The organism is Nostoc sphaeroides (assembly GCF_003443655.1).
Taxonomy (GTDB): Bacteria; Cyanobacteriota; Cyanobacteriia; order Cyanobacteriales; family Nostocaceae; genus Nostoc; species Nostoc sphaeroides.
Genome location: NZ_CP031941.1, coordinates 1162531 through 1176532, shown reverse-complemented (window position 1 = coordinate 1176532; position 14002 = coordinate 1162531). Strand labels below are relative to the sequence as shown.

General features: G+C 42.3%; 9 protein-coding genes. 5 read left to right on the top strand and 4 right to left on the bottom strand.

Annotation, left to right across the window (positions count from 1 at the left end; all coding sequences use genetic code 11):
* Window positions 1-398 precede the first annotated feature (398 nt).
* Window positions 399-551 (bottom strand): hypothetical protein, encoded by a 153-nt coding sequence (locus D1367_RS30505; protein ID WP_181985080.1) that lies wholly within the window; start codon window positions 549-551, stop codon window positions 399-401.
* Between the two features lie 97 nt (window positions 552-648).
* Here D1367_RS30505 and D1367_RS05520 point away from each other — a divergent pair, with 97 nt between their 5' ends.
* Window positions 649-1347, top strand: coding sequence for a transposase (locus tag D1367_RS05520; protein WP_118164236.1), 699 nt, complete (start codon window positions 649-651; stop codon window positions 1345-1347).
* On the opposite strand, the gene D1367_RS05515 is transcribed toward D1367_RS05520, so the two are convergent.
* Together D1367_RS05515 and D1367_RS05510 are read right to left on the bottom strand one after the other, a co-directional pair.
* The gene (locus tag D1367_RS05515; protein ID WP_118164233.1) at window positions 1301-1648 is read right to left on the bottom strand and encodes a hypothetical protein; all 348 of its coding nucleotides are present in this window, start codon (window positions 1646-1648) and stop codon (window positions 1301-1303) included. The two genes, D1367_RS05520 and D1367_RS05515, sit on opposite strands and share 47 nt — an antisense overlap.
* 2 nt (window positions 1649-1650) lie before the next feature.
* Window positions 1651-3219, bottom strand: coding sequence for a phenylacetate--CoA ligase family protein (locus D1367_RS05510; RefSeq protein ID WP_118164230.1), 1569 nt, complete (start codon window positions 3217-3219; stop codon window positions 1651-1653).
* Between the two features lie 179 nt (window positions 3220-3398).
* Here D1367_RS05510 and D1367_RS05505 point away from each other — a divergent pair, with 179 nt between their 5' ends.
* Both D1367_RS05505 and D1367_RS05500 read left to right on the top strand, forming a co-directional pair.
* The gene (locus tag D1367_RS05505; RefSeq protein WP_118164227.1) at window positions 3399-5081 is read left to right on the top strand and encodes a serine/threonine-protein kinase; all 1683 of its coding nucleotides are present in this window, start codon (window positions 3399-3401) and stop codon (window positions 5079-5081) included.
* Between the two features lie 243 nt (window positions 5082-5324).
* A complete protein-coding gene (locus tag D1367_RS05500) occupies window positions 5325-7439 on the top strand; it encodes a serine/threonine-protein kinase (protein ID WP_118164223.1) in 2115 nt (704 codons plus the stop codon).
* Window positions 7440-7656: 217 nt separating this feature from the next.
* Here the strand turns inward: D1367_RS05500 and D1367_RS05495 are convergent, their stop codons facing one another.
* Complete coding sequence (locus D1367_RS05495) at window positions 7657-8520, bottom strand: TauD/TfdA dioxygenase family protein (protein WP_118164220.1); 864 nt, start codon at window positions 8518-8520, stop codon at window positions 7657-7659.
* A 676-nt stretch (window positions 8521-9196) separates the two neighbouring features.
* Between D1367_RS05495 and D1367_RS05490 the strand changes: the two genes are divergently transcribed.
* Together D1367_RS05490 and D1367_RS05480 are read left to right on the top strand one after the other, a co-directional pair.
* Complete coding sequence (locus D1367_RS05490) at window positions 9197-10987, top strand: pre-peptidase C-terminal domain-containing protein (protein WP_118164217.1); 1791 nt, start codon at window positions 9197-9199, stop codon at window positions 10985-10987.
* 1473 nt (window positions 10988-12460) lie between these two features.
* Window positions 12461-13810, top strand: coding sequence for a calcium-binding protein (locus D1367_RS05480; protein ID WP_118164211.1), 1350 nt, complete (start codon window positions 12461-12463; stop codon window positions 13808-13810).
* The last annotated feature ends 192 nt before the right edge of the window (window positions 13811-14002 follow it).

Below are 14002 nucleotides of genomic sequence, written 5' to 3'. Positions count from 1 at the left end.
TGGGGTTGTGTTCTGAACGAATGGGGTTGTGTTCTGGACGAACAAGAGAGACGCGATAAATCGCCGTCTCTACAAGGCGTTTTTGTTATCTATTATCATTTTTATCAAAAAACCCGATCCGAACCGGATTGCACGCAATCGAGAAACGTAACAAATAGACCATACATCTTGTAGAGACGCGATTCATCGCGTCTTAAACCAAGGATGTGTTGCAATCATTAATTAAATTGTTATTAGATTTTTTCACGCGATTAAACCGGATTCCTATATAAATCAACCAATATAGCCACAGCCCCTCTTTGCTTGCAGAGAGGGGCTTGTGATCTTATTGATCCTCAGAATAATGAATGGGTAAAATTTATCACACCAATTCCACAGGAAGCAATGACAGCAATGCTTCAGACAAATCGCATAAAAGCGATCGCTGTTAATAAAACAGATATTGTGAACAGAATGGGAATGCGTAGGCGTAGCCCGCCCCAGGCATCGTTTTTGCGATCGCCCCTTGTAGAGACGCGATTCATCGCGTCTTCTTCCTTATTTCCCATCATTTACATAGCGCCAATAATTCCGAGTTTTTTGGGTTGGCAATTACATCAATGCAAAGCAATAATTGCATAAATTTTTGTATCAACCAAAGATGTAATCATGAATCATTCCGATCCTCAACCAGAAAACAACAAACCCAAATACAAAGGTAAATATCGAATTGACTCAACCCGTTTGCCAGCATGGAGTTATGCTAGTAATGCTGGATATTTCGTTACTATTTGCACCAACGGTAAAAAATGCTTTTTTGGTGAGGTTGTGCAGGGTGAAATGCACTTATCATCAATTGGAGAAATTGCTCATAAATTGTGGTACGAGATTCCTAATCATTTTTCTAATTGCCAGATAGATTCGTTTTGCGTCATGCCTAATCATATTCATGGGATTTTGGTTATTAATCAAATACGAGAAGGAGACGCGATGAATCCACGAACACAAGAAGAAGACGCGATGAATCCACGAACACAGGAAGAAGACGCGATGAATCCACGAACACAGGAAGAAGACGCGATGAATCGCGTCTCTACAAGTCAACGGGGGGATGGTGAACGGGGTGGGGTTACTGGGTTATTTAATCCGATGTTGTCTAAAAATTCCCTTTCTAAAATTGTTAGGTGGTATAAAGGACGATGTTCATTTGAAATTAATCAAATTTATGAAGGTTTTGGATGGCAAGGAAGGTTTCATGACAACATAATTCGTAATGAATTCGCCCTCGATCGCATTAGGCAATATATTATCAATAACCCAATCAATTGGGAACACGATTGCGAACAACCACCCCATCCCCCCTTGTAGAGACGCGATTCATCGCGTCTTCTTGTGTTTGATTCATCGCGTCTTCTTGTGTTTGATTCATCGCGTCTTCTTGTGTTTGATTCATCGCGTCTTCTTGTGTTTGATTCATCGCGTCTTCTTGTGTTTGATTCATCGCGTCTTCTTGTGTTTGATTCATCGCGTCTTCTTGTGTTTGATTCATCGCGTCTTCTTGTGTTTGATTCATCGCGTCTTCTTGTGTTTGATTCATCGCGTCTTCTTGTGTTTGATTCATCGCGTCTTCTTGTGTTTGATTCATCGCGTCTTCTTGTGTTTGATTCATCGTTATTGACGCGTATAACGATGTTTCACCCCAATAGGAAAATATTCAAAATCCCCCATTGGCGCTAATGTAACCTGTGGTGTTTGATATTCTGCGGGAACATAATTAGCAAACTCGCTATTTAGACGTAACAGTTGTGAAAGAATAGAAGATGCGATCGCAAGTCTTCGATCTTCACTACCCTCTACCCCTGCTCCTAATTCCACAACCACAGATAAAAATCGATTCTTATCTGCATCTTCCTTCACCTGCAACACAAATTTACCCGTCACCCATTCTTGAATTCCTGGTTGTTCTAATCCCACCGTCACATTTTCGGGATAGATATTTGCACCAAAGTAAGAAACTGTAAAGTTAGAACGCCCGAAGACATAAACGAAAGGTAGCTGATGAATACCTCTAGGGGAGTGGGGAGTAGGGAGTGGGGAGTGGGGAGTGCTGTTAGCGATAGCGGGGCGTTGAGGCAGTGCTGAGTTTTCTAACGCTGCAACAGGGTTAAATCTCCATTCAGCTAAAAATTGCAGCATGGCATCATAACTAACTATCCCCCCAGTATCTAAAATGTCATAACGCACTAAGGGAATACCGTTGTCTCCCGAAAACAGCAATCCGCCATCTTGAACCTCAAAAAAGCGAGTGAAAGGATCATATTGTACCAGCGTGGGTAAACGCGATTCCCCAAATAAAGCTCTAGCTGCATCGGGATTTTGTGCCAAAAAACGACGAATGCAGATACTTAACGGTGTTTCATTACCTAAAACTCCTGCATCCGCAGTACCATAAAGTGATGCAAAATCATAGCAAGGATTTTGTGAACCAACTCTTTCACCAACTAAACTCCGCCATTCTTCACTAAATACTTCTCCCGCCATCACTAATTTAATCTGATATTGCTGCCACTCCACACCACGGGCGATACCAGTATCAATCACATCTTTCAAAAATGGCGGGTATCCCAATAACACCACTTGTTCAAATGCTGAACCTAATTCTTCGACAACTCGCAAGATTTCTTCTTTGTTGTTACCAGGAGTAATTACAGTGATGGGATAACCTTTGCTAGCAAGATAACGACAGCAATTGCTGGTGAACATTCCACCTACCCAAGTGCCTAAAGTGAAACAAATCACTGCTAGGGTACGTCTGGTATCTGTGTAGAAGCTATCGTGAAAAATTTGTTCAAAGCGTGTGGCGATTTGGAGTTCATCTGTGAAAAAACGAGGCCAAAATGTCGGTTTACCACTAGAACCTGATGAAGCAGCTATCATGTCGCACCCTTGGAGTTGTCCGTTGCGGCACAAGTCACCCAAAGGATAACGCAGTATATAATTTTGTTTAGCGATCGCTGGTAGTTGTTGAAACTCCTCTAAGGTTTGAATAGTCGCGGGATTAATTTCCCTTTCTGCTAAAAACGCCTTATAAGCTGGCACATTAGCCGCTACATCGTGAAATAAACTCAAAGCTGCCGAAGTTTGAGTGTTAAGATGCCGTTGCAGTACTGTTTCTAGGGGGGTAGACAAAAAATCTTCAAATGCTTTAATTACTTGCTGCTGTCTTGATTTCGGGTTCATAATAATTCGTAATTCGTAATTCGTAATGACGCTCTCTACGAGACTCTGCGCGTAGCTTGCTTCCCTGCAAGGGTACGCCGACTCGCTACTGCTTTGCTAACGTAATTCGTAGAATATCCGAAAATGAGGGTATGCGAGTTGTAATCATTCAATAAAACCTTAATTCATCCTTGGGCACCATGCAGCTCTATTGCAGTAAACAACACACAAATAATGGTGGGAACCGCTTTTGCACCCATTGCGGTGAACCATTACCTCTTGCTGTGGGACAGATGGTGGATAATCGCTATCAAATTATCCGTCATCTAGGACAGGGTGGCTTTGGACGCACCTATTTAGCGGAGGATAGAACTAAATCCCATCAAACCTGTGTGCTGAAGGAATTTGCACCCCAAGTAGAAGAAAAACAAGATTTACAAAAAGCTAAAGAGTTATTTGAACGAGAAGCAAATGTTCTGAAAACACTTCAGCATCCACAAATTCCCCGTTTTCACGCCTCGCTACAAGTGAAGATAGGTACTAAAGATTTTTTCTTTCTAGTGCAAGATTATGTGGATGGTGATAATTATTACCAATTATTAGAACAGCGTGAAACTCAAGGAAAGACCTTCAGTGAAGAAGAAGTAATCACCTTACTGCAACAGATTTTACCCGTATTATCATACATCCACTCACGGGATGTAGTTCACCGTGATATCTCTCCTGATAATTTGATTTGGCGGCGTTCTGATAATCTCCCCGTATTAATTGATTTTGGTGGTGTCAAACAATTACCAGCTTCTCAAGGGTTTTGGCGGACTAAGTTGGTTGGAAATAACACCTTGCTGGGTAAAAAGGGTTACGCGCCAGAAGAACAGTTACGGCAAGGAAAAGCATTTTTTAGTAGTGATTTATATTCTTTAGCGGTGACATCACTGGTGTTGCTCACCGGGAAAGAGCCACAAAAATTATACGATAGCTATCAGGGAATTTGGGGATGGGGAAAGGAAATTAGAGTTAGTCCGCAACTGGAAGCGGTGTTAAAAAAGATGCTGGCTTATAAACCGAGCGATCGCTACCAACGAGCCGAGCAAATCCTCAAAGATTTACCATCACCAACTGCGACTAAATCCACAGGTAATTATATTACCACCAAGATTAAGACGATGGTAGTTGCTCCGGGAAGACAACACGCCAGTGCTGTTGTCAGTAGATTCCAGAACAAAACCCAAGCGATAGCGAAACCAATATCTTGGCCTGTTTGGATTCGCCCTTTTGTGATGAGTTTAGGGGGAACAGCAATAGTAGGATTAACTGTGGCGGTGGGAAATGCAGTGATTCGTAGCGTATCTTCAATTACCATTCCATCAATCTCATTACCGCAAATCCCACAATTACCAAATCCAATCGGTAAACCAGTCAGCGACAAAGGAAAAAATCGCAATCTTCAGGAAATTATCAGTCGTCGTCAACAGCTAGAAATTACTGAAGGATTTTTTACTCCCTTTGTAGATGATTTATTTTATACAAAAAAACCAGAATTAAAGAGACGTAGCCTAACATCTAAATCTGAAGACGCTGGTTTACGAGATGAATGGTCTGGTATCGCAGACGATTTATTGGATAAAATAGAACGGGCTGACCTCAGTACAGCATCTCGTCGGAAATTGGGTAAATATAGTCAAAAAGATTATACAACATGGAGACGACTTGCGCGATCGGGGCAGTTTGGGAACTATACAATTGATCAGTTGACCAAAGACGCAAATGAAAAATTTGATCGGTTGTTTCCCGATCAGGATCGTGGGAAACTCAATCAACAGACTTTCGGTCAAATTTGGTATGCGATCGCAGCCGATCAAGTCAGTAAAGTACAAAAATAGAGTTAGGAGTGAGGAGTTAGGAGTTAGGAGTTAGGAGTTAGGAGTGAGGAGTTATAAATTACGGCAATTTTCTTTCTTTATAGACCACGGTTTAAGACACGGAGTAGTGTAGTTTAATCAATTGAAAAACGCTACTCTCTACTCCCTGTTGACTATTAACTCCTAACTATTAACTCCTAACTATTAACTCCTAACCCCTAACTCCTAACTATTAACTCCTAACTCCTAACTCCTAACTTTCCAATGAATTCAATATATTGTTCTCAAGGACATGAAAATTCCCCGGGTAGTCGCTTTTGTCTCCAGTGTGGTGAAAAGTTGTTGGATACGCCCATGAGTTATAGTATCCAACCGGGACTAACTTTAGGCGATCGCTATGTGATTGTACGTCAAATTGGCCAGGGTGGTTTCGGAAGGACTTATTTAGCTGAAGATGTCAACCGTTTCCGCGAACTTTGTGTCTTAAAAGAATTTTCCCCCCAAGTTCAAACCGCTTACGTTGTTCAAAAAGCTGAAGAACTGTTTGAGAGAGAAGCGAGTGTTCTTTATAAACTGCAACATCCCCAAATTCCCCGCTTCCGGGAACTGCTTCGCATAAACTTAGGGGGGAAAGAATATCTGTTTTTAGTGCAAGATTATGTAGAAGGAGAAACTTACAACTCCTTGTTAAATGCCCGACTACAGCAGGGTTTGCGCTTTACAGAAGTAGAAGTACGCCAATTGTTGATTTCAATTTTGCCAGTGTTGGAGTATATCCACTCCATAGGCGTTATTCATCGAGATATATCTCCAGATAACTTAATGCTTCGCACTGTTGACAAACTGCCAGTGTTAATTGATTTTGGCGGTGTAAAACAAGTAGTAGCAACCGTAGCTTCCCAATATTACCAACCGGGTATGGTCGCACCTCCTCCAGCACCAACCCTATTAGGTAAAATAGGATTTGCGCCCCCAGAACAGATGCAAACTGGGTTAGTATCTCCCCACAGCGACTTGTATGCTTTGGCTGCAACAATGTTGGTTTTACTGACAGGGAAACAACCCCAAGAATTAATTGATACGTATAACCTTACCTGGCAGTGGCGACGCGAAGTAAGCGTGAGTCAAAGTTTGGCACAGGTATTAGATAAAATGTTATCTGCCAGACCAAGCGATCGCTATCAATCAGCCCGTCAAGTAATCCAAGCCCTAAACCCGCCCCCAGCTAACTTTCCCCCAACTCAATACCCCACCCCACCACAACCCACAGCCGCCACCGTCGCCGTCTCCCCCTCATCCCCCTCATCCCCCTCATCCCCCCCTCCCCCTTGGTGGACACCAACAAAAATCTTCCTTGTGGCGGCGATAGTAGCCGGTACTGTTGGATTATTTTGGTGGGGACTGAATAGCAACCGAGATATAGGAGACAAACCTAATCCTACAGTCACCCCGACCCCAACCGATTCTTCACCGCAATATTCACCAGCCGAACGGGAACGCAAAGAAAAATTAAGCGATCGCCGTGAACAATTGGGTATTAGCTCTAACTTTTATGTAAACTTGGTAAATCAAGTTTTTTGGGACAGAAATCCCAGTTTACAAGGACGCACTCTCAGTGATGGCCCTGTTGATGAGAGTTTGCGGGCAGAATGGGATAAAACAGCCTCAGAATTGCTGGAAAAATTAGCCTTACTGAGTTCAAATGCCCGCCGACAACTGGGAACTTATACAACTGCTGAACGCGATCGTTGGAAAGTAGAAGTCAACAGAATCAACGTTGGTAGCCGTTCTTTGTATGATTTGGGAGATACTGCTTTCTTAAGTGTATTCCCCCAACAGCGTGGTAAAGATTTTCGAGATCAGCCCATTGGACAAGTTTGGTACGGATTTGTTAGCGATCGACTCAGTGCTATCCTTGCCGGTAGCGCTTTCCAGAAACTTGTCTTTGATCCGGGCGCTATCAGCAAAACAGTCAATGGTACTCTCGAACCTGGTGGTGGTAAAGTATTCATTGCTGGACTTGCCAAAGAACAATCTTTGGAATTAAAGCTACAAGCAAATTCCCAAGTTTTGTTATCAGTCTATTCACCCTCTGGGAAAATCAAATTTTTAGAAGATTCTAAAGAGCGAAGTTTGTCTACTAAATTACCAGAAAACGGATTTTACGAGTTTGTCGTGGTTTCCACAGCATCGAAACCAGTAGATTATCAACTCAGTATTACAGCAGAAAATCCCACCCCTCCCCCATCGCCAACACCAACGCCCACAGAAACACCAGCGCCCACAGAAACACCCACGCCAACGTCAACTCCTACAGAAACTCCCACAGAAACCCCCATTCCTACGCCGACACCAACGCCACAGACAACGCCACAATAAAGGGCGTTGCATAGTTGCGGTATGATTTAGCAACTTCCAAAATTCCCCCCCTGCCTCAACAGTTATCAGTTAAAAATTGTAAGTCAATTGGGAGTCAGCCCTGTACTGAGCTATGTCGAAGGAGTCCCCCACTTCTGAACAGTTATCAATTATCAACTATCTGCATCATCAGTTAAAAATTGATAACTGATAACTGTTGACTGTTGACTGATTTAAATTATCCCTTGTCTACAACACCTAAACGCAACGCAATTCGCTTGTATTTCGTTGCATCATAGGGTCTACCTCTGTGCATCACCTGGGAGTTGTCCCAAAAAATAATATCTCCTGGCTGCCAAACATGAGAGTAGATTGGTGTGCATTCTAGAACAGTCGCAAACAAATCCTGCCAGAAACGTTTTGCTTCCTCTGGTCTATCTTCCATACCAACTGCGATCGCAGTGTCCGAACCTAGATATAATCCCTTTTTACCAGTGACTTTGTGAGTAGACACAATCGGATGCACTTTCCTCGGTATATCAGTATCTACATCGGGATTTTTAGAAAACATTGGTGGCGAGTGATACATCGACATCTGCTCTAACTGCTGCTGATGTTGATGATCTAGGTTATTATAAGCCTCTATCATGTCGAGAAACTCTGTAGTATGGGGCTGCCCATTTTCACCTTCCGGCACTTCTATTCCATAAAGCATCACAACATATAGTGCGTTCATATCCAGTCCCTCTGTGCGGGGCAGACCATCTTTATCATGATGCCATTGCCACGCATATTTCTGCGCTGTATCAGGAAACAGCCCTTTAGGATTGCCCAATATATAGACATATTGGCTTTGTAAGTCTGGACTAATATCAGGATCTAATGTTTTAGGAGGGCCGCCAAACATAAAATCGCCAAAAGTCTCCTTGGCAAATTCTTTTAATTGTTGTGCGGTAAGCTGTTGCTGTCTGACTACTACAACGCCATGTTTCCAAAGTGATTCCTTTAATTCACGCGACTCTAGATTTGTGAGGGAGCTAAGATTGCAACCCCGCAGGACTTCAACTCCCAGTCTTGATTGGTGTTTAGTTATTGGAGTCATTGCTATGCACTTCTTTTTGGAGCAAACTATGATGTCTAAATATTATCCAAGCTTTTCGCTCTTGATAAACATGAGAATCGCAATGATAGAAGCCTTTGCTGGGCTATAGGACTTCTCGTTTGCGTAAGGTACACTCGTAGGGGCACGGCACTACCCATTGGTGTCAATTTAACGTAAAAGCCATGTCTCGCAAGGAACTTCAGTTCCTTGGCTTTTAGCTCAAGTCTTCTTTTGATACCAGAAAAGTTAGTAGATTGAAACAATAATTCATTAAAATTTACATATATTTTTCTTCTTGACAATTTAAAGTTTTGATAAAGTAGTTGATGTAACCTCGTACTTCATTATAATTAAATAATTACAGCGTCGGTTCAAAAAAGTTTGGAAAAAGAACCAAAATATTTGATCTTTTGGGTGATCAATTTAAGGGACTTTCAAAAAATAAATTATCTAATTTTTTAGAGTAGGCGTCTCGCTCACCTGCAAGCAAAGGCGGGCTTTTCGGGTTAGCCCACAATAAATAACTGGATATTTTTGTCTTTAAAAGTTATTAACCAAATAATTAGTGGTTTCTACCTTAGATTACGCAAATGGTAAGTAATCTACATTGAACTGATGAATAGTTCTTTAACTAAGGCTGAACTTACGTATTAGTGAGAAATTCAGGATAAATAACATGGCATTTATTTTCGGCAAAACAACTGCTGACAATCTCTTTGGGACTTCGGCAAATGACACGATAGTTGGTTGGGCTAGTGGTGGTAATGCCAATAGTACCTCCGGTAACGACACTTTGAATGGTGCAGATGGTAACGATTCCCTCGCAGGTGGGACGGCAAACGACAGTCTAATTGGTGGAAATGGCAATGACACACTTGATGGGGGCACAGGAAATAACACTCTAATAGGTGGTGCAGGCAATGACACCTTCATAGGCAGTCAGGGTAACGACAGCATTAATGGCGGAGATGGTATTGATACCGCAGACTACAGTCAACTAGATCAAGTCATTATTTTGTCAGGTGTTGGAACCATTGAAAAACCTGGCGGATTTGGGCAAGACCAACTCTTTAAAGTAGAAAGGGTTGTTGCTAATGCTAATGTTGCCAACAACACTATAGATGCATCCCAATCTTTGACTGGGGTATCTATCGCTGTTAACCTCAGAACCCAAAGCTTGGCTGCTGATAACGTTCCTGGTTTGGGAAAATTGTCATTTACCGCAGTCAACTTTGACAATGTTAAAGGCACAAATGGAAATGACAGCATTACTGGTGATAGCCAAAATAACCAATTGTTTGGTAATAATGGCAATGACACACTTGATGGGGGCTTGGGTACTGACACTTTGATTGGGGGAGCAGGCGACGACACTTACTTGGTTGACACTAGTCTTGATACCATTACAGAGGGTGCAAATTCAGGCACAGATACCGTCCGGTCTTCTGTCAACTACACACTACGCCCCAATCTGGAGAATCTGACGTTGAGGGAAGGTAGCGACATCATCGGCACAGGTAACAGTCTTAACAACTTTATTTTTGGTAATACTTCTAACAACATTTTAAATGGCGGAGCAGGCAATGATACTCTAGATGGTAGTAATGGCAATGATGTCCTCAATGGTGGCGATGGCAATGATAGTCTACAGGGCGGCCCCGGCAATGAGGTACTCAATGGCGGGGCTGGAGACGATATCCTCATCGGTGTTTTCCCTGGTAGTCCGCTTCCACCTGGAATAGGGGAAACTGAGAGCTTCACAGGTGGGGCTGGGGCAGATAGATTTATCCTGGGTGACGCTGCAAATGTTTTCTACGACGATAACAACACTACGAATCCTGGTTTTGGGGACTTAGCTAGTATTACTGACTTCGACTCTAGCCAAGATCGAATTGAACTCAAAGGAGCTCCACAGGACTACCGTCTGCAAGTTGCTGGAAGCAACACACGAATATTCTTAGAAAAACCCGGAATAGAGCAAGATGAAATCATAGGTATTCTGGAAGGGAAAATCAATCTCAGACTTGATAGTGATGACTTCCTTTTCTATGAGCGGGAAAATGCTGGAGAAGGTATAAACAACTCACTAGACAGTGCCGAAGGATTAGGTTCCTTATCATCAGGCTCAAACGTTAATCTCTTGGCCGAGTTAGCAATAGTTCAACCAGGGGATAATTCCGATTTCGACTTTTTTACATTTTCTTTAGCAAATCCAGAAACTGTCACTATCAGTACGGTGACATCTGGAGATACAGTTCTCGGTCTGTTTAACATTGCAGGGAATTTAGTGACTAGTAACGACGATAGTGGCGGTGGCAGTTCGTCATTAATCACCACTTCCCTACTCTCCGGTACGTACTTCATTTCAGTGAGTAAATTTGCTTTATTGCCTGAAGATGGCGGAATTTTCTCTGGTAGCACTTCTAACGCTGATTTTTCTTATACCCTACAAGTCAGTTTGGCATAAGAATGTTATCAACTTAAAGATTGTACTCACATCAGAATGCAGATTCAAGGATAATTTTCCTCCTAACTAGGGGAACACGGCAACGTGTCCCCCTTTACCCAACAAAAGACTGCTAATTTTCCACTCATTGGAGGATGTTTGAAAAGTATTATTGCTAACATCTAAGCCTCAGAAACCTAACCCCCCTTCCCTACACAATACTGCTCGGTTAAGGAATTTCTTGGTTGAGGCAAGCAGGGGGAGCAGGGGAGAAATGGAGGCTGGCGTTGAGTTTTTGCCTCCCCTGCCTCCCCTGCTTATCCGAGCAGTATTGCTTCCCTACAAGGCAATGGGGGTTTCAAAGACTCTCGACCTTTCGGGGAGGGGAATGGAAGCGGGGTTTGCAGTATTGGGACAGATTTGAACTTTAGTTAAAGTCAGGGAGAGGTTTATCTAACTCACCTTACTTTATGACTTTTCAAACATTCTCTAAACTCGACTTTATCCATTTTTGTCGCAACACGATACTCCTGCGGAGTCGTTGCACGATCGCTATCGCTGAAACCTTTGTGGGACAGTATTTTTACTTTTTTAACTTCATCGATAATCAAAGAAAGTGGAAAAAGTATTTGCCAAAAAGCCAGGTTTTTTCCCGAATCAAAAAAACCGAGTTCTTAATTTTGGATAAAGTCGAGCTAAATAACTATATAAAATTTATGTAAAGCCTAAGTGTTATTAAGTGCAAAATTTTCTGGTATGCATTGTGGCAATGCATTTTTTAATCGAAAATTATCTTTTGGTAAAAAAAATGATATTGAAACTCAACTTAACAAAGATACCATATTTATCTGAAAAATATCGCAAAGCTCACCAATTAATAAATATGATCTATATATATAAATAAATATATTATCAATCATATTTATTAAAAGTTGATAAAAAAGTTGACATAATATTGGATTATATGATATTTAAATACTTAGAAAGTGAGTTCCAACAAAAATTGAAAAAAAAACCAAAATATTTGATATAATTACTTACCATTTGGGTCATCAATTAAGGGACTTTCAAAAAAAAAATTAGATAATTTATTTTTTTAGAGTAGGCGTCTCCCTGTCCCGCAAGCAAAGGCGGGCTTTCTGGGTCAGCCCACAATAAAAAAGTGGATTTTTTATTTAGAAGTTATTAACCAAAGAATTGGTGGTTTTTAACTTAGATTACACAAATGGCAAGTAATTTACATTGAACAAGAGGCAAGGGAGCAGGGAGCTTTCTAGCAAGGGGGAAAGTTCAAATGGGGATTCGACCCAATCAATTCGAGAACCACTTTTAAGAAGTGGGGCACGTAAGAACATGTTCCCCCCTTCATTTCCACGACAGGAGGAAGAGTGCATTTCCCCCTGCCCCCTGCCCCCTGCCTCTTCGTTGAACTGATGAATAGTTCTTTGACAGAGGGTGAACTCACGTATTAGTGAGAAATTCAGGAGAAGTAACATGGCATTTATTTTCGGCAAAACTAGTGCTGACAATCTTTCAGGGACTTCGGAAAATGACACTATAGTTGGTTGGGCTAGTGGTGATAATGCCAATAGTCGCTCCGGTCAAGATATCTTGAATGGTTTAGCTGGTAACGATTCCCTCGCAGGTGGGACGGAGAACGACAGTCTAATTGGTGGAAATGGCAATGACACACTTGATGGGGGCTTGGGTACTGACACCTTGAATGGGGGAGCAGGCGACGACACTTACTTGGTTGACACTAGTCTTGATACCATTACAGAGGGTGCAAATTCAGGCACAGATACCGTCCGGTCTTCTATCACCTACACACTACGCCCCAATCTGGAGAATCTGACGTTGAGGGAAGGTAGCGACATCATCGGCACAGGTAACAGTCTTAACAACTTTATTTTTGCTAATACTTCTAACAACATTTTATATGGCGGAGCAGGCAATGATACTCTAGATGGTAATAATGGCAATGATGTCCTCAATGGTGGCGATGGCAATGATAGTCTACAGGGCGGCCCCGGCAATGAGGTACTCAATGGCGGGGCTGGAGACGATATCCTCATCGGTGTTTTCCCTGGTAGTCCGCTTCCACCTGGAATAGGGGAAACTGAGCGCTTCACAGGTGGGGCTGGGGCAGATAGATTTATCCTGGGTGACGCTGCAAATGTTTTCTACGACGATAACAACACTACGAATCCTGGCTTTGGGGACTTAGCTAGTATTACTGACTTCGACTCTAGCCAAGATAAAATTGAACTCAAAGGAGCTCCACAGGACTACCGTCTGCAAGTTGCTGGAAGCAACACACGAATATTCTTAGAAAAACCCGGAATAGAGCAAGATGAAATCATAGGTATTCTGGAAGGGAAAACCAATCTCAGACTTGATAGTAATGACTTCCTTTTCTATGAGCGGGAAAATGCTGGAGAAGGTATAAACAACTCACTAGACAGCGCTGAAGGATTAGGTTCCTTATCATCAGGCTCAAACGTTAATCTCTTGGCCGAGTTAGCAACAGTGCAACCGGCGGACGGTCCCGATTTCGACTTTTTTACATTTTCTTTAGCAAATCCAGAAACTGTCACTATCAGTACGGTGACATCTGGAGATACAGTTCTCGGTCTGTTTAACATTGCAGGGAATTTAGTGACTAGTGACAACGATAGTAGCGATCGCCGCTTCGAGTCATTAATCACCACTTCCCTACTCTCCGGTACGTACACCATTTCAGTGAGTAAATATTCTTTATTGCCTGAAGATGGTGGAAATTTCTCTGCTACTGGCAAAATTACTCCTGATCTTTCTTATACGTTACAAGTCACTTTGGCATAAGAACTTTGTCAACTTAAAGACTGTACTGACATTAGAGCGCAGATTCAAGGATAGTTTTCCTCCTAGCTAGGGGAACACGGTAACGTGTCCCCCTTTACCCGACAAAAGACTATTTACAAGAGAGGGCTATTTCCCTCTAAATGTAGACAGGAAGTAACAAGCAGCGCTCTCTTCCACAAGCAAAAGAGAGCG

Excerpts from the sequence above, each read along its gene's own strand:
- D1367_RS30505 (WP_181985080.1), bottom strand. The coding sequence starts at position 551 with ATGATGGGAAATAAGGAAGAAGACGCGATGAATCGCGTCTCTACAAGG.
- D1367_RS05520 (WP_118164236.1), top strand. The coding sequence starts at position 649 with ATGAATCATTCCGATCCTCAACCAGAAAACAACAAACCCAAATACAAA.
- D1367_RS05515 (WP_118164233.1), bottom strand. The coding sequence starts at position 1,648 with ATGAATCAAACACAAGAAGACGCGATGAATCAAACACAAGAAGACGCG.
- D1367_RS05510 (WP_118164230.1), bottom strand. The coding sequence starts at position 3,219 with ATGAACCCGAAATCAAGACAGCAGCAAGTAATTAAAGCATTTGAAGAT.
- D1367_RS05505 (WP_118164227.1), top strand. The coding sequence starts at position 3,399 with ATGCAGCTCTATTGCAGTAAACAACACACAAATAATGGTGGGAACCGC.
- D1367_RS05500 (WP_118164223.1), top strand. The coding sequence starts at position 5,325 with ATGAATTCAATATATTGTTCTCAAGGACATGAAAATTCCCCGGGTAGT.
- D1367_RS05495 (WP_118164220.1), bottom strand. The coding sequence starts at position 8,520 with ATGACTCCAATAACTAAACACCAATCAAGACTGGGAGTTGAAGTCCTG.
- D1367_RS05490 (WP_118164217.1), top strand. The coding sequence starts at position 9,197 with ATGGCATTTATTTTCGGCAAAACAACTGCTGACAATCTCTTTGGGACT.
- D1367_RS05480 (WP_118164211.1), top strand. The coding sequence starts at position 12,461 with ATGGCATTTATTTTCGGCAAAACTAGTGCTGACAATCTTTCAGGGACT.